This is a genomic window from Paraburkholderia nodosa DSM 21604 (genome assembly GCF_000519185.1).
Lineage (GTDB): Bacteria > Pseudomonadota > Gammaproteobacteria > Burkholderiales > Burkholderiaceae > Paraburkholderia > Paraburkholderia nodosa.
The window spans coordinates 49,523-65,861 of sequence record NZ_JAFA01000035.1 but is presented as its reverse complement, the minus strand read 5'-3'; the positions used below and the strand labels follow the sequence as shown (position 1 = coordinate 65,861).

16 protein-coding genes are annotated in these 16,339 nt (G+C 61.3%); 2 read left to right on the top strand and 14 right to left on the bottom strand.

The features are described from left to right. Positions 1-70: 70 nt before the first annotated feature. From A3CW_RS0134700 to rpoD, 8 genes are all read right to left on the bottom strand, one after another. Complete coding sequence (locus A3CW_RS0134700; RefSeq protein ID WP_028207645.1) at positions 71-349, bottom strand: HU family DNA-binding protein; 279 nt, start codon at positions 347-349, stop codon at positions 71-73. Positions 350-941: 592 nt separating this feature from the next. Next, positions 942-1,499 (bottom strand): helix-turn-helix domain-containing protein, encoded by a 558-nt coding sequence (locus A3CW_RS0134695; protein WP_028207644.1) that lies wholly within the window; start codon positions 1,497-1,499, stop codon positions 942-944. A gap of 13 nt (positions 1,500-1,512) precedes the next feature. After that, on the bottom strand, positions 1,513-2,808 hold the full coding sequence (locus A3CW_RS0134690) for an NAD(P)/FAD-dependent oxidoreductase (RefSeq protein ID WP_028207643.1): 1,296 nt from the start codon (positions 2,806-2,808) through the stop codon (positions 1,513-1,515). 185 nt (positions 2,809-2,993) lie between these two features. Further along, positions 2,994-4,829 carry an ABC transporter ATP-binding protein gene (locus tag A3CW_RS0134685; RefSeq protein ID WP_035514838.1) on the bottom strand — a complete coding sequence of 612 codons (1,836 nt, stop codon included), beginning with the start codon at positions 4,827-4,829 and terminating at the stop codon, positions 2,994-2,996. A 182-nt stretch (positions 4,830-5,011) separates the two neighbouring features. Continuing rightward, entirely contained in the window at positions 5,012-5,347 is a 336-nt protein-coding gene (locus A3CW_RS0134680) for a response regulator (protein ID WP_245623831.1), read from the bottom strand. A 737-nt stretch (positions 5,348-6,084) separates the two neighbouring features. Continuing rightward, positions 6,085-6,291: a hypothetical protein gene (locus tag A3CW_RS0134675; protein WP_028207640.1), complete on the bottom strand. Its 207-nt coding sequence runs from the start codon at positions 6,289-6,291 to the stop codon at positions 6,085-6,087. A 747-nt stretch (positions 6,292-7,038) separates the two neighbouring features. Further along, positions 7,039-9,414: a hybrid sensor histidine kinase/response regulator gene (locus tag A3CW_RS48570; protein ID WP_051481918.1), complete on the bottom strand. Its 2,376-nt coding sequence runs from the start codon at positions 9,412-9,414 to the stop codon at positions 7,039-7,041. Between the two features lie 211 nt (positions 9,415-9,625). Continuing rightward, entirely contained in the window at positions 9,626-11,614 is a 1,989-nt protein-coding gene (rpoD, locus tag A3CW_RS0134665) for an RNA polymerase sigma factor RpoD (RefSeq protein ID WP_051481917.1), read from the bottom strand. Between the two features lie 468 nt (positions 11,615-12,082). Between rpoD and A3CW_RS0134660 the strand changes: the two genes are divergently transcribed. Together A3CW_RS0134660 and A3CW_RS0134655 are read left to right on the top strand one after the other, a co-directional pair. Continuing rightward, entirely contained in the window at positions 12,083-12,286 is a 204-nt protein-coding gene (locus tag A3CW_RS0134660; protein ID WP_028207638.1) for a cold-shock protein, read from the top strand. 630 nt (positions 12,287-12,916) lie between these two features. Next, positions 12,917-13,228 carry a hypothetical protein gene (locus A3CW_RS0134655; RefSeq protein WP_407669796.1) on the top strand — a complete coding sequence of 104 codons (312 nt, stop codon included), beginning with the start codon at positions 12,917-12,919 and terminating at the stop codon, positions 13,226-13,228. Between the two features lie 64 nt (positions 13,229-13,292). Here the strand turns inward: A3CW_RS0134655 and A3CW_RS0134650 are convergent, their stop codons facing one another. The 6 genes from A3CW_RS0134650 to infA all read right to left on the bottom strand — a co-directional run bounded on the left by A3CW_RS0134650 (position 13,293) and on the right by infA (position 15,479). Further along, positions 13,293-13,532, bottom strand: coding sequence for a hypothetical protein (locus A3CW_RS0134650; RefSeq protein WP_028207636.1), 240 nt, complete (start codon positions 13,530-13,532; stop codon positions 13,293-13,295). Positions 13,533-13,576: 44 nt separating this feature from the next. Then, the gene (locus tag A3CW_RS52690; protein WP_154678119.1) at positions 13,577-13,834 is read right to left on the bottom strand and encodes a hypothetical protein; all 258 of its coding nucleotides are present in this window, start codon (positions 13,832-13,834) and stop codon (positions 13,577-13,579) included. Positions 13,835-14,009: 175 nt separating this feature from the next. Then, positions 14,010-14,225, bottom strand: a complete 216-nt coding sequence (locus A3CW_RS0134645; protein ID WP_028207635.1) for a hypothetical protein — start codon at positions 14,223-14,225, stop codon at positions 14,010-14,012. A gap of 58 nt (positions 14,226-14,283) precedes the next feature. After that, a complete protein-coding gene (locus A3CW_RS0134640; protein WP_028207634.1) occupies positions 14,284-14,532 on the bottom strand; it encodes a hypothetical protein in 249 nt (82 codons plus the stop codon). A gap of 71 nt (positions 14,533-14,603) precedes the next feature. Beyond that, positions 14,604-14,894 carry a hypothetical protein gene (locus A3CW_RS51450; RefSeq protein ID WP_081771941.1) on the bottom strand — a complete coding sequence of 97 codons (291 nt, stop codon included), beginning with the start codon at positions 14,892-14,894 and terminating at the stop codon, positions 14,604-14,606. 318 nt (positions 14,895-15,212) lie between these two features. Then, the gene (gene infA, locus A3CW_RS0134635) at positions 15,213-15,479 is read right to left on the bottom strand and encodes a translation initiation factor IF-1 (protein ID WP_028207633.1); all 267 of its coding nucleotides are present in this window, start codon (positions 15,477-15,479) and stop codon (positions 15,213-15,215) included. Positions 15,480-16,339: the final 860 nt, after the last annotated feature.

The following is a 16,339-nucleotide window of genomic DNA, read 5'->3' as shown; positions in this document are numbered from 1 at the left end:
CGTGATGCTGCGCCGCGCGCCAGCAAGCGAGCCGGAAACGCGCGCGTCCGCCAGGACGGCGGACCTGGCATCACGACGCGTTGACGGCGTCCTTGAATGCCTTGCCAGCGGTGAACTTCACCGTCTTGGCGGCGGCAATCTGGATCTCCGCGCCCGTGGCAGGGTTGCGGCCCACGCGGGCGGCACGCTGGCCAGTCGAGAACGAGCCGAAGCCGACGAGTTGCACGGAGTCACCCGAGGTGACCGCACGCGTGACGACGTCGAGGATCGCGTCGATGGCTGCGCCCGTGGCTGCCTTGGTCTCGCCCGTGCTAGCGGCGACTGCGTCAATGAGTTCCTGTTTGTTCATCTGCTACCTGTATTGAGTTGAGAAAACCTGCATACCCTACCTCACGCGGGCGAAACAGGCAAATCGCGTTGCATATGGAAACGCGCCAATCGCCCGCCCGGCACGTGTTTTGCGGACCACGCGCATGACGGCGAACGCCGAATCAATAGCACAACCCGGAGTCAGTGTGTAGACAAAAACACGTTAAAATTTGGCAAAAATGCACAAAAACGACATTGCGGCGGTTTCACGCGGGTTTATACAGGAACAATTCGTGCCGATGACCGCTGAGGCACAACGAAAATTGGCGATATTTCCGATTTTGACCAAGCCTGAAAAAAATGTCTCGCCGGGACAGTCGCCGGCCTGCAGTCACCCTCGGGGACGCCGCCCGTGCGGCATCCGGCGAGCCAGCCGGGCTGGGTTGAGCGGGTCGTCGCGCAGCTTCGGAGCTGTCTTCGAGAGTGGGGATAGCGGCGGGCCAAAATCGCATCCTGTCTTTCAGTTGCGCAACGTAAGGCTGCATGAACACCTTGCGCCTTTGGTGTCGTCTGCGCAAAAGGAAATCGCGTCGTCAGCCAATGGATTGATCAGTGATGCTGATTACCGAGGCTCAGGTGAAAACCCATAGCACGCGCGCGGGCGCATCGGCGAGATTGGCGTAGCGAAAGCGGCAACGCGCCGGCACCTGGAAGCTGTCGTTGGCCCGCAGCGTCACGGGCTCGTCGCTGTCCTCCACCCAGATCGTCAGCTCACCCTCGAGCACGAAGCCGCCCTGCTCGTCGCTGTCGTCCACGGGGCGCTCGCCGCTCGTCGCGCCAGGCTCGAGCCGGCTCTCCAGCATCGAGAAACCCGACGACATGCTGGGCGAAACGAGCACGTCCGTAATGCCGCCGCCATAGTAGAGCGTGCGCCGCTCGCCTGGCCGCGTGACCCACGGCAGCTCGCGCGGCATGCTCACGCTATAGAAGTACGTGGTGGGCGTCTGCAGCGCCTCGCCGATGGCCGTGAGATCCGCCACCGTGGGCCGCGAAAGGCCCCGCTCGACCTGCGAAAGAAAGCCCACCGAGCGGCCGATCTTTTGCGCGAGTTCCGCGAGCGTCACCTTTTTGTGCTTGCGCAGATCCCGAATGAGGATCGCGAGGCCTTCGATTTCGTCCTGCTGGTCCATGCGGTTCTCTCTGTCACACGACGTCGCGCAGGCGATACCACAGCTTGCCGAGCGCCTCGAGCGGCGCAGCGAAGCGCTCGCCGCCCGGAAAGCGCGGATTATGAATGCGCTCATAGAGCGAGAGCAAGTGCGGCTCGCCGAGGATGGCGTCGGCAACGGCGCGCGCCGCCGCGAGCGTCGGCAGGATGCCGTGCCCGGAAAAACCCTGCAGCCAGTAGCGATCGCGTTCGTGACCGACGTCGGGCGTGCGGCGGATGCTGATGTCGATATGACCGCCCCACGCGTATTCGAATTCGATGCCGCGCAGTTGCGGAAATGCGCGCTCGAGACTCGGGCGCATCGCGGCGCCTATGTCCTTCGGGATGCCGCCGAGATACGTGCACGCGCCGCCAAAGAGCAGGCGATCGTCGGGGCTCAGGCGAAAGTAGTCCGGCACGAACTGATTGTCGATCACGCAACTGTTGCGCGGCAGCAGCGAGCGGGCAAGCGCAGGGTCGAGCCTGCGCGTGGCGATCTGCCAAGTGCCCACGGGCAGCACACGGCTTGCCAGATCGCTATCGAGCCGGTCGATGTAGGCATTGCAGGCGAGCACCAGCGTGCCGGCGCGCACCGTGCCTTCCCGCGTGCTCGCCACGTAGCCGCCCGGTGTTTCGCGGTACGCGAGTACGCGGCTTTGCTCGAAGATGGCGCCGCCCGCCCGCTCGATGGCGTCGGCGAGGCCGAGCGCCAGCTTGAGCGGGTCGAGATGCCCCGCCTCGGGATCGTAGAGCGCCGCGCGATAACGGCGGCTGCCGATCCACTCCGGCATCTCCGGCTCGGCAATGACGCGCAGCCGATCGTAGCCCCACTTATGCGCGGCCTCGTCGCGCGCGGCTTCGAGCATGGCGACACGCGAGCGCCGGACCGCCGCCCACAGGCTGCCTGGCCGGTAGTCGATGTCGAAGCCATGCCGCGTGGGCAACTCGCGCACTTCGGCGGCGGCCCAGCGCATGCTGTCCCACAACTCCCGCGCGCCCGCCCGACCCAGCGCCTGCTCGAACGGCGGCATGTCGCACGACCAGCCGAGCAGAGCCTGACCGCCATTGCGCCCCGAGGCGGCCCAGGCCACGCGGCTCGCCTCGACGACCGCGACGCGGCGGCCGGCCAGCGCGAGCCGCAACGCCGTGTGCAGACCGCTGAAGCCCGCGCCCACGACCAGCACGTCTGCGTGGTAATCGCCCGCCAGCGCAGGGCGCTCGGGCAGCGCGCCGCTCTGGGTGTAGTGACGTGCGTAATAGCTTTCGATATGACGAGTCGATTCGGCGAACATGAGTGTCCGTGAAATTTTTCATGTTAAATTTCATGAAAAACTAGCACGAACATTTCACGTGCGCAAATCGGCGTATTCCCGGTGGCGATGCTAGTCCGAGAGTGTGAGCGAGTGAACTCGTCAGCGGTCAAAGTGCATCTGGAGGCATCGGCCCGCTCTCCCACCGTTACCGCTCCTCCTGCGTGTCAGGCTTGCATTTCCGCGGCGCGCCGTTCACGATGAAGCAGGACATCGCGATAGATTCCGGGCCGAAGCGAAAGCTCCCGTGGCGTGCCATCGTCGACCAGCCGCCCGTGCTGGATCACAACAATGCGGTCGAAGTTCTGCAATGTCGACAACCGGTGAGCGATGGCAACAACCGTACGGCCCTTCATTAGCTTGTCCAACGCCGCCTGGACGATAGCTTCCGACGCGCTATCGAGTGCGGACGTCGCCTCATCGAGTAACAGAATCGGTGCATTCTTCAGGAAGGCGCGCGCAATCGCGATTCGCTGCCGCTGTCCGCCCGAAAGACGCGCTCCACGCTCGCCCACGACGGCGTTCAAGCCATCCGGCAACGAGCGGATCAAATCGATACAACCGGCAAGCTCGCAGGCCTTCAGTACCTGCTCTTCTGTCGCCTCAGGCCGCCCATAGCGCAGATTATCGAGGAGCGAACGGTTGAACAGCGAAATATCCTGCGGGACGATACTCACTGAGTCGTGCAGGCTCTTCAGGCTCACATCGGATAACCGCTGCCCGGATATGCATACCGCGCCGGCGCCTGCTGGTGGGTCAAACCAGCGAAGCAGCAGCGCGAATACCGTGCTTTTACCGGCACCGGACGATCCGACCAGGCCAACGCGTTGTCCGGCGTCGATGTGAAGGCTGAAGTGATCCAGCACACGACGACGTCCGGGATACGAGAACGAGATATTTTCAAAATCGATATTCGCGTCGCGAATCTGCAAGTCGGGGACGCCCATCCTTTGCTCCATTTCCCGCGGTATGAGCAAGGATTGCGCGGCCTCCGCAAGCCGGGCGACGTGCTGGGTCATATCCACGAGCGCCACGGCAAGATCTCGCGTGCCGTGCAGAATGGCGAAGCCTAGCGAACTCACCAGCACGACGTCGCCAGTGGTGGCCCGCTCCTGGGTCCAAAGCCAGACGACCCACCCCAGCAGCAAACATGACAGCAGCACCGTCATGATGGCGTGCACCAGTCGGAGCTTTTCGAGGTGGCGCAATGACGTTTGACGTGAATGGATCTCGTTGTCGAGAAAGTTGCCGAAGCGCAGGCATTCGCGTGCTGTCGCGTCAAATGCCCGGATCGTCGACATATTGCCGATGAGGTCGACCAGTTCACCGTCGACGGACGCTGCCCGCGAAGCAAATTGCAGATGACGCTCCCCTCCTCTTCTGGCGAGCCAGAAGAGGAGCGCAGTCATGCATACGGAAATTCCAACGAGAGCGAAAGCCATCCCTGTGCTCACCCAGCCGATCAGCACAACGGATCCCAATATGGACAGGAACGTCGGAATGGCGCTCCATGCCGACGTATTTTCGATCGTGAAGATGGCGTTGGCGGTCGCCGAGATCCGGCTTGCCAGCGTTCCGGGCTGCACGTTCGAAAAGTAGGCGGGCGAATGGCCGGTAAGGTATCCGAACAGTTCGCGGCGCACTTCCCCCGTTACCGCAACGAAGGTCCGCACACTGGCCAGACCTGCAAGACGCCAGAACAGGTTATCTGCGAACAGGAGCGCAACGATGATGAGGAATGCCTCCACTACGCGTGCGGGATGCGCGTGACCCGCAGGTAGCGCGTCGATAAGATTTTTCGTCGCGAACTGGGCCCCTAGTGAACAGGCAACGGCCGCCACGATGCTCGACAGGATCAACAGATGGCCGTACGGATGTGCCCGGACATAACGCAAGAGCAGACGGATCGGCTTGCGCGCGTACTGGATCAGCGCCGTCGCGCGGCGGCCGCGAATCTGCGCTCGGGGGTCCCCGTCTGCAATGCCTGCACGTGTCGTAGCCATCCCGCGCACCCTAGTCGCCGCCAGATGAGCTTCTGGTGCGCGCATAGGCCGTACCTGAAGCGAAAGTTGTCCGGATACCCTGCGCGTGCCCGCGTACGAAGTCCTTGGCACTTCGCGACTTGCGGACGCTGACACCGTGCCTATGCCACGTTTGCAATCGCGCAATGCCGCGATGCCCTTCTTCAGCTTCGTGCGGTGTGCTGGCGCAGCAGTTCGAGCAGCTGCGCGGCAGCGAACGGCTTGCGCAGAAACGCGGCTACCGCCAGGCTCCCGGGCGGTGCAGCCACCGCCGAGCACAGCACGACCGGCAGGTCCGCAAGCCCCGGTTCTCTCGCCAGCGCAGACACCAGGGCATCGCCTCTCATCACCGGCATCATGTAGTCCGTCACGACAATCGCCGGCCGTTGGATGCGGGCGAGGCGCAGCGCCTCCGCTCCATCGAGCGCTTTCAGGACATCGAAGCCCTCGGACTCGACAAGCGCGGACATCGCATCGAGCAGCCGCGGGTCGTCGTCCACGAGAAGTACAGTTGGCAATTCCGGCCCCCTGGTCCAGACGCAAGCACGTAGCAAATATCGTTCCGCGGTTACCCAAACCGCCAGGCACGACAGCGTCGTGCGAACGTTCTCGCCAGCATAATTTGAGCGGACAGCCGCTGAGTCGACCGGCGACTGGTGAGATTCTGTGCACGGCTGCACTCCGGTCCGTGACACGCCACTCCGTTCAGGCGATGAAAAGCAAGGTGCCCGGTCCGGCGCACACGGCGGCGACCTCGAATCTCAGCTCAGCAGCGTCACAATATCGTCATTGCGCCTGCGCGGCGCAAAGGCCAGTCTACCAGGGCACTACAATGAAGGCGTCCAACGATCCGGCACGGGCCGTGGGGGGCGTCGCGCACGGCTCATCGCAGGCGCACGCGTTGCTGCACTGCAAGGACTACGGGCCGCGCTGGACCGACTGCTCTACGATCCCAGGCCGATGGCCACCGGACGGCGGTAGTCAAGACTGGTGCTGGAGTGTGCCGCAGGCATCCGTGTCGACGGATCGCAGGCTGCGAAAGCGGCACGGGCGTGAAGACAGCGACCGAAACGACGATCTGGGCAGAGCCGGGCGCCCCGCACGTTCGCTGCCAGGAAGATGGCGCGATGCCCGGCCGGCATCGCGCCAGAAGGTCACCGTTTCCCCAATTTCAATTGAGTAGTCGATCACGCAAGTCCATGCGGAACGTCGAACTACATGTCAGGTTTTCCATAGGCTAATGCCTCCCGGCTTCGCACATGGGCTCGCCGCATGTCTTGCATCGATAGCACGCGAATCCGTTCGAGTCCGTACCGTTGTCCACGAGTCCGGACGTGCGATTCGACTCCCACTGCGGCGAGTCGGGTTGATCGTCTTCGGACGTCACCTCTTCGCCCTCGTGTCCGTTCAGGCACACGAAATATCTACGTGTCAACGTGATCATCGTTGTCCTCCTGCGACTTGCGGCTACCTCGAAGCGGGGCTTCAGCCGCGCAAGCTCGCCGTGCAGGCTCCTCTTGCAGAATCGAAACCTTCAAGAGTCGTGTCCCGCACCATCCGCTCCATACAGCGCTCTCAAATCACTGCGCGAACAGCAGACGCGAAGGCTGCCGGATCACTATTCGCCAGATGCTTGAGACCCGACAGGGTGGAACCCCTATCTCTTATTGGATAACTTCAGTGACATCCGCTCGGCCGCGATCGACGCCGCGCCACCGCCCGTCCGCGAGAGACAACGGGCTACGTTGGGAGCTGCGGTTCGGGGAGGATAAGCAGTCGCGCCTTCACATCGAATGGAAGCCGGTACCATGAGCTTGAAGTTTCGCTGGCAGCAACACACGCGGGTCACGTGCGGCCAGAATGCGGAACGAATCAACGACAAGTATGATCGGCCGCGACCCGTTCCACAACCCGCGGCCGGATATTTCGGCGCCTTCCCGGATAACGGCCACGTGATTACCCGGCCACGCCCCCGCGCGCCCCGGCGCGCTCCTCCGGGGCCGGACGCGTTCTCCCGCCCAGCCGGACCTCACGGCAGCGAGGCCTTGACTGAGGTTCCAGCCCTCAGTCCCGGTGCAGGAGATCGCTTCAGTCAATGGTTCGCCGTAGCGGCGCTCATTGTGGGTCTACTCACAGGCGTGTACGCCGTGTGGGAGCGGTGTCATCGCCGGCGTCGAGAAAACGATAGCCTTCACTCATCCTCTCCACCGATCGGGGGAGCAACCGCTTCAATGAGCCGTCGCAATTCGACAAGTGAAAACGGCTTGCGCAAAAAACCGTATTCGAAATCAAGGTCACCAGGACGCGAAGGCTCAGCGCCCGAGGCGAGCACGACACGCAGATCCGGAACCCGCTGCAGAGCCGCTCTGGCAAGTTCGATCCCGGAGCTGCCGCGAAGGCATATGTCGGTGATGAGAAGATGCTTCTTTTTCTCGCTCAGGATTCGGAGGGCCTCCTGAGCGTCGGATGCCTGCTGCACGTCGTAGCCCATTGCGGAAAGCAGTTCGCTTACTGCCTCGCGGGAAGCCGGTTCGTCATCGACGATGAGCAGGGACAGCGGATGTGTCGAGACTGTCGGCTTTTCGTCGAAATGGCTCGCCTGCCGCCCTCCTGCACGGCGTTCCTTTTTTCTACCCAGCATCTGCCGGATTTTTGCGGCGAGCTGCTCACGGCTGTAGGGCTTGCTGAGCAGATGCACTCCGGGGTCAAGCCGGCCGCCATGGACGATCGCATTCTGCGTGTAGCCTGACGTGAACAGCACCTTCAGGTCCGGAATGGCTCGCGTAGCCAGTTTCGCCATTTCCGTGCTACGCATCGGACCCGGCATCACCACGTCGGAGAACAGGAGGTCTATCTTTATCCCGCTTTTGACGATGGCCATCGCACCTTTGGCGTCGTCCGCTTTCAGCACCGTGTAGCCGAGTTCCCCAAGCGTCTCGACAACAGTCGATTGCACCCGCCGGTCATCTTCGACCACGAGGATGCTCTCGGAGCCACCCGCGATCACCGGAGCATGCGACGCCTCAGTTTCGATGACCTCTTCGGTCGACCTCGGAAGGTAAATCTTGACAGTTGTACCGTGACTGACCTCACTGTAGATGCGCATATGCCCGCCGCTCTGCTTCACAAAGCCGTAGGCCATGCTCAGTCCAAGCCCCGTCCCCTCGCCCTCCGGTTTCGTACTGAAATACGGCTCAAATGCCCTTTCGAGCACCTCCCGCGGCATGCCAGTGCCGGTGTCAGAAATGGCCAGCAGTACATATTGTCCCTCGCGCACGTCCTCAGGCAGGGCTTTGTAGTGACCGTCCAGCGTCGCATTCGAGACCTCCAGCGTCAGTTTCCCGCCGCGCGGCATCGCATCGCGGCTGTTGATCGCCAGATTCAGGACTACGTTTTCCAGATGATTCGGATCGACGAGTGTGTTCCAGAGCCCGCCGCCGACGACGGTTTCCACATGGATCGTCTCACCGATTGCTCGCCGCAACAGATCGTCCATGTTCCGCAGCATCACCGCCAGATTGACCACTGCCGGCTGCAGAGCCTGGCGGCGTCCAAAGGCGAGGAGCCGCGAGGCGAGGTTCGCGCCTTGCTCGACGGCATCGATGGCTTTTTCGAGGCGTTCGCGCGACCAGCTGTCGCGCCCGTGACGACGTTCCAGCAGTTCGAGATTGCCCCGGAGTACCTGCAGAACATTGTTGAAATCGTGAGCGACGCCGCCGGTTAGCTTGCCAATGGCCTCCATCTTCTGAGCCTGGAGCAGAGCCCCCCTTGCCTTTTCAAGCTGTTCCTCGGCGGCCTTTCGCTCGCTCACGTCGCGTGTGATCTTTGCGAAGCCCATCAGCTTGCCATCCTCGTCACGTATCGCATCAATGACGACGTTGGCCCAGAAGCGGCTCCCGTCCTTCCTTACCCGCCAGCCCTCCATTTCGAAGCGCCCTTCGCGCGCCGCTGTCTCAAGGCCCCGTTCGGGCAGACCGTTAGCGGCATCCTCCGGCGTATAGAACCGGCGGAAATGCGATCCAATGATCTCGTTCGCTTCATATCCCTTGATACGGGTGGCGCCGGGATTCCAGTTCGTCACAATGCCTTCCGGCGAGAGCATGAACAGAGCGTAGTCCGTCACGCCTTGCACCAGCAGTCTGAACTTGCGTTCGCTTTCAAGCACCGCCTCGTGGGCAAGCCGCTTGTCCGTCACATCCCGGACGATCTTCGCGAAACCGGTCACCGTTCCATCGTCCCCCGCGAGCGGTGTAATCGCGACACTGGCCCAGAAACGCGTACCGTCCTTGCGCAGGCGCCATCCCTCGGTCTCGCAATGGCCATACTCGCGCGCGGTCTGCAGCACCGCGTCGGGGACGCCCGCTTCCCGGTCTTCCGGCAAATAGAAGACGGAAAAGTGCTGACCAATGATCTCCTGAGCGCTGTATCCCTTGATGCGTGCCGCGCCCGGGTTCCAACTGGCGATGACGCCCGCTTCTGTCAGACGAAAGATGCCGTATTCGCATACGCGGGCCACCAGCGTTTTCTCCCAACCGGCCCCCTGTTCCGCAGACAAAGACTGAGTCATGGAATTCTCCGTTTTCGCTGCGGCGTGCCGCGGGGAGACGCGCCCCCGCGCGCCACACCATCGGCACCCGGCGCTCAGGAAATGCGATGAACATTTGTCGGGCAGGCTCGGCGCCGATGAACCTGCTCCGAGCAGCATGGCGGGTCACGAGGCGCGCAAGAAGCGCTCCCGTCTGCGTACGGCGCGCGCTCGCGCACATTTGATGGCTGACTCAGCCTTCGAGAAAGGGCCTCAACTTGTCAGCATTACGGGGATTCCTCAGCGTGCGCATCGCCTGGCTCTCGATCTGGCGGATTCGCTCGCGGCTCACGTTGAACTGCTCGCCGACCTCTCCAAGCGTGTGGTCGGAGGTTGTATCGAGCCCGAAACGCATCCGCAGGACCTTGGCCTCCCGTGGCGACAGTCCGTTGAGCACCTCATCGATCGCGGTGCGCATGTTCGCGTGAATTGCTGCCTCAGCCGGTGAACCCCCAGAGACGTCCTCGATCAAGTCGCCGAGCGTCGCATCCGCATCGTCGCCCACCGGAATTTCAAGCGACAAAGGTTGCCTCGCGGCCTTGAGGAAGCCGCGCACTCGATCCTCGGACATCTCCATGCGCACGGCCAGGACGGCGGGATGCGCCTCCTGTCCCGTCTGTTGCAGGATTTCGCGCGAAATGCGGTTGAGCTTGTTGATCGTCTCGATCACGTGCACCGGCAGGCGGATGGTCCGCGCCTGGTCGGCAAGCGCACGCGTGACAGCCTGCCGGACCCACCATGTGGCGTACGTCGAGAATTTCCAGCCACGCCGGTATTCGAACTTGTCGACTGCCTTCATCAGACCGATATTGCCTTCCTGGATGAGATCCAGAAACGGCATGCCGCGATTGACGTATTTCTTGGCAATCGAGATGACGAGACGAAGATTCGCTTCGATCATCTCCCGTTTGGCCTCCCGCATTTTCGACTCCGCGGCACGCATCGTGCGGCTGACCTCCTTGAGCTGCTGCAGCGGCAGCGAAACCCTCGCCTCGATGTCGGTGAGTTTCTGCTGACCGGCCTGAATGGCCGGGAGATGCCGCTCAAACGCCGCGCCAAACTGCTGTGACGTCGCCGCCATACGGCTGGTCCATCGAAGGTCCGTTTCGTGGCCCGGGAACGATTCGACGAACAACTCGCGTGACATGCCACAACGGACTACCGCGATCTCGAGGATGCTGCGCTCAATCGCACGAACCTCCGCAACCCGTTCGTGCACACTGGCACACAAACGATCAATGGTTCTGGGCGTAAAGCGGATTGTTCCCAGTTCGCGCTGGATCTGCGCGCGCACCCGCGCAACGGCTGCGACACGGGCCTTGCCGCTAGCAGGCACATTCGGCATCTCCGCGAACAGTGCCCGCACACGAGCGAAAACCGCAAGACTGTCGTTCGTGAGTTCCTCGAGGCGGGCTGCGTTCGCCATCTCCGGATCCTCAGCCTCCGGCCCGACGTCGTCACCGTCGGGGTCATCGCTGCGAGCGGATGCTTCCGGCTCATTTTCTTCGGAGTCCACCGTCACTGCACTTGCGTTCACATCGTCGCAAACGCCAGCGACCAGTTCGTCGATACGCAGTTCGCCTGCAATGATGCGGTCCACATCGGCAAGAATGGTGGCCACGACCGACGGACATGCGGCGATCGCCTGAATCATGTCCTGCAGGCCGTCTTCTATGCGTTTCGCGATCTCGATTTCGCGGACTCGGGTCAGCAGTTCCCTGGCGCCCATCTCCCGCATGTACATCCGCACAGGATCCGTCGTGCGGCCGAATTCGGAATCGATAGTTGACAGTGTGGCTTCCGCTTCCTCGTTCGCCTCATCGTCAGACGATACGGCGAGGGTGGCGCCGCTTAACAGGAGCGTTGCCGCGTCCGGTACCTGCTCGTACACCGCCACGCCCATTTCGCTGAACGTGCTGACGATCGCCTCCATCGCCGCAGTTTGCGTAAAGTCGTCAGCCAGGTGGTCGTTGATGTCCACGTGCGTGAGATAGCCGCGTTCACGGCCCAGCGCGATCAGTGCGCGCATCTGGCGTTGCCGCTCGTCATCCTGTCGGGCGATTGCCTCGATGTCGAGCGGTGCGTCGACGGCCCGGGGCTTGCCTCTTGTCCCGCGGCGGGTGGCCTTTGGCAGAACCGCGATCACTCGGGGGGCTAAATCGTCACGAACGGGATTGGCCAATACGTTCTCCTCGACAGGTTGGCTGACGATCGGCGCACGCAGGACGGCAGATGAACTTAACTGTCGGGGTGCAAACGGAATCGTGGAATGACGCACGGACAATCGAGGCTGGGGTGCCTCATGGGGGGGATCCGACGCGCGAAGCTTGGGGAATCCTAAATGATACCCGACTCTGTTGTGCGATGCAACATGAAACACCGATTTTCCACGTCGCGGGATAGCGGGCGAAACGGGGGAACATGACATACAGGGCAAGCCTGGCTAAAGCGGCCGACGGCAGCAACAACCGAAACACGTTGACTTCGAGCGTTTTCCAGGATAACCTGAGATGTTGAAGTCTTCAAGAAGCGCGATTGCTGCTCATCATTGACCGCATCCTGCGGTATTCGTTGTCCTCTCCCCTCCTTGATCCTTTTCCCCGCGCCCGTCTGGAGCGCGCCTACATCTGTTCATATTCAGGAGAATTCCATGGACACCGGTACCGTAAAGTGGTTTAACGACAGCAAAGGTTTTGGATTTATCACGCCCGACGCGGGTGGCGACGACCTGTTCGCGCATTTCTCGGAAATTCGCGGCGACGGGTTCAAGACCCTCGCAGAAGGCCAGAAGGTCAGCTACGAGACGAAGCGCGGCCCCAAGGGCATGCAGGCATCCAACATCACCCCGCTGTAAGCCATCTGTGCGTGCCGTCGTCATGACGGCGGCACGCCGACTCTCTCAAAACGGGCGCTGTTCATAGATCCCGTTCGACCGGTCTCTCCAAAGGGGCGACCGGTTCCAGCATTCTTTCAAAAGACAATAGTGCGTACTCGGTTACGCGGTCAGCCCCCCCCGGCTCACCGTCTTCCCGACTGTTGCTTTTCTTCAAACCTCACACTCACACGCCCCGCCGGTCGCGAAGAACGTTCGCGTTACGCGTTTTATTCGCCAGGATATTTCGCCACCGAAATGGAAGCCCTCGGCTTTTCAGATCATTGGGGATGCGAATGGATCGATACCCGGGGCTAGCCACTGCTCCACTTCATATCGACGTTCCGGCGAAGAGAAAAATAGTCAGGACTTCATATCAAGTAGAGTCGCATCTGGCGAACATCCGAAAATGAAAGCCAAGGCACTTTCGGCCGATTGACAGTGATAGCATGGCTCCGCTTTTCACTTCGACCAGTCAGAAATTGTTGTGAAGATGCGGGAACCAGTTCGGAGCAGACAGCCTGCTGCCCGGCGCAATTGCTCAAGCGAGCGGCAGGCGGTACCATACAAGCCGAATCGCTGAGAGTCGAGTGCACGGAACGGTAGAAACCCGTGAACATCCCCAACGGAAACGCCGACATGCTAGTTGATCGCCATGCCGTTCCCCACTACCTGGTCCTGCGCGCTGGCTGGCCACCTTACGTGCTCGATATCGACCGCCTCATCCTGCGTCGCGAAGCGAGCTCACTCCTTCAAGCTTTCGCAAAAGCCCGAGGCTCAGCGACCTCGATCTCCGATGATGCATGGGATGATTTTTCGGCCGCGGAATCCCTCTCTGTCCTCGAACGTACGTCAGTTCGTGCCTATTCCCTGATAGACGGGGCGGAAAGCACACACCAGTTGAGGCTTCTGGTCTCCCTGTGAGCGTTCCGGCGCGGCAATTCTTGATCAGGCGCAGTCACCGTTTTCGGACGAAATGCCGATGGTTTTACGACTCGTCTTCGCCGATAACGGCATCGATAGCCGCCTGCCCCGCTTCCTGTGCGTTCAGAAACGCCTTTTCCGGGCCAAAGGGCCCTCTACGGAGCTTTGTTTCGGCGCCAAGCTCGTCAATCACCTCGACATTATCACCGCCCTTGATCTGAAAAACCGCGTCGTACAGGCCCGGAGAAACCTCCGTCAGCCTCACATGAATTTCAAAACCACGATGCGAGAATACTCGATGCATGGAAGCCCCGCGAAAATGATACGGGAATTCGGTTAATCGGACTTTCACACGTTTCGCGCACTTTCCGCTTGCTCGATCGCACGTTTACAGGCATCAAAAGCAGCGCGGAACGCATCGTCAGGATCGTCGAATGAACCCTCGATGCATCTGGTGTTCTCGGGCATTTTCGGCACGCCTGCCGAAGATTCCATGTATGTGGGTGGCTCTACGACGAAGTACCTTGCTTCCCCAGCCGGGGTAAGTCTGCTTGCAACTGTTGCTTTCATTTGCCAACCGTTGAATGTATCGAGCCGCGTTTCCATAGGCCTCCCATCAAATCCCATGAAGTCAGTCTCGTGATGGCGGACATTGTTCCGCGATCGGGCTGCGCTCCCTTTCCGTCCGATACAGGAGAAGGCCGATCAGCCCGGCGGGTACGATGCCGTCATCCAACACAAGCAGATCTGACCACATGCCGACCGCGGCGCCCTCGCGCTTCTACCCGAAGCGGGTGCCCAGCCACTGCTGTGCCCAGTTCGTCGCGTAGGCGATCGCATCCTCACGCGTGTCGAATCCAGCGAGGTCTCCACTGAGGTGGACGTCATGTTCGATGCCATCCGAACGGCTGGTGCTGATGCGCGCATGCGCGATGTATTCGCCGTCCGCCCGACGGGGTGTTGGATCGATCCGGAATCGGGTTGAATCGGAACGCATGTTTTCACCTTCTCAATCAATATGCGGCATTCTTGTGCCGCAATGTACGTCGTCATCGTCAAGCTGCGCGACCGTTGAGAAGGGCCATGATCTGCCCCGCCTCGCAGTCCGACTCGCAACTCGACATACCACTGTCGTGTAACAGTGCGCGCACCGAGACGAACATCCGGTACGCGTCCGCGTCGACCTCATGGCGGTGGTCGCCTATCAGGTTATCCAGGTCGACGTTCGCGTCCGAGGGTAGGTATTCATCGACAATCTCGCGGCCGCGGACCTGAATGCGTCTGAGCAGGTCGTCTCTGTTCATGGCGAACCTCCGGCGATTCCGGAAAGCCATTGTTCCAGTGGGGAACAACGGCTGCACGAAGAGAAAAACGTTCAGGACGTCACATCGAGGAAAGTCGCTCCCGGCGTACAGGTATCGATGAGGCGCTCTGCGTATTCGATCGATGCACGACGCGCATCACCCGAATTGATAAACGGCCGACTGGCTACGACGCCAAACACCCGGCTCCGTTGAGTGCCGTCGGGCTCCTGCGGCTCCTGGATTCGTACGGCAGCGTCAAACCCCTCGTCGTAGTTATGACCGGATCCGGACGCGGTTGGACGGTGCGGATAAACCAGGGGACAAATTTCGAGTCCACGGTAGAGACGGGTAGCGACAGTCATGGAGTCACCTTCTGGCCGCACGGTTTGCGGCAAAAGAGAATAAGGGCGCACGCGACCGCCTCGACATCCGGACGGCGGTCGATCGCGTTTCGTGGTCTGCGATGAAGGGGAGCGGCTCGATCCCTGAGGAACGGTACAGGAGGCGGGCTGGGATCGGTCGCAGGTCAACTGATGTTTTCATGCTACGCCCCTCCAGCTGTTTGTACAGCGAAAGTTTCAGACTTGCAGCCTGCATGCTGCCGGGCTTGTGCGGCCTGTCGACAGCGAGCAGTCAGGTCCTGGAACGGCGGGTAGTTGGCGCCCTTGCGTTGCTCCCGTTCAGTGACGACGGAAAGTGCTGCTGCGCGTCGGGGCGCCGCTTCGCTCGTCCTTGTGCCGGAAATTGATGCGTCCTTTGGTGAGATCGTAGAGCGAGAGCTCAAGCGTGACCCGATCACCGGCCAGGATGCGAATGCGGTTCTTGCGCATGCGGCCAGAAGCGTAGGCCCCTACGATCACGCCATTGTCCAGCGTGACACGGTAGCGACTGTCGGGCAACACTTCGTCGACAATTCCATCGAGTTCGAGAAGCTCTTCTTTTGCCAATCAATTCTCCTGAGCAAATAGGGGCAAAGCGTCGCCAGCGCGACTTCAAGGCAAAGTACGCATGGGCATTGCAACGGCCATTGCCAATGCGATGCTGAGGCGATGATCTGGATAAACGCGACTGTGCAAAGGCGTGCTCGCTGCACGCGAACTGGAATACAGACGCTTCAACGAACGGCGCGTGCCGTCCGGGAGGGCTGCGCCACCCCTACCAAGGCGGATGGCGCGTAATGCAGTCACGATGGACGCGACAGCGGAATAGGGACAGAGGTAAGACAGCCTCTGTGCGGCAGCTCAGAGCATGCGCGGCAAGTCTCTGGCTCAGAATGCGTGGTAGCTATTATGCACGCGTTTCGTCTAATTGGCCACCGGCCCGCCGGTGTGGACGTGGTCGCCCGACGAATCTCATGTCGGCTGGCGACAGTAGTATGACGCGCTCTTGTCTTGCCAATGACTTCGCGCAGCCGACGCGGCTTGACGGCCTGGCTGGCAAAGCGTAGCCTGGGTTGCTCGTTGTTTGATAGCGGTTCGTCGTCGACCGCGCGCTCCGGCAACCTCCTCTCCTGCCCTCCTTCGGTCTTTGCTGAGGCCGCCTCCTGGAGTGCTTTCGGCTGTTTTGCCGGTGGTCTGCCTGAACGGGACAATGCGTTTCCTGGCAATCCTGATCGTCTCGAATGCTACTAATAGTGCGCTCCGTGAAGCATTGGAGATCGGCATCCCTGCAATACGGACACGGATCGATTTTCTCGCCACGCGACTGGTGTTCGGCGCCCGAACGGGTCGCAGGACGGGCATTGCATCCCCAGAAGCATTGTCACGCGAGCGTGCCGCGAGATTCGCTTCGTATAACTCAAGAAATT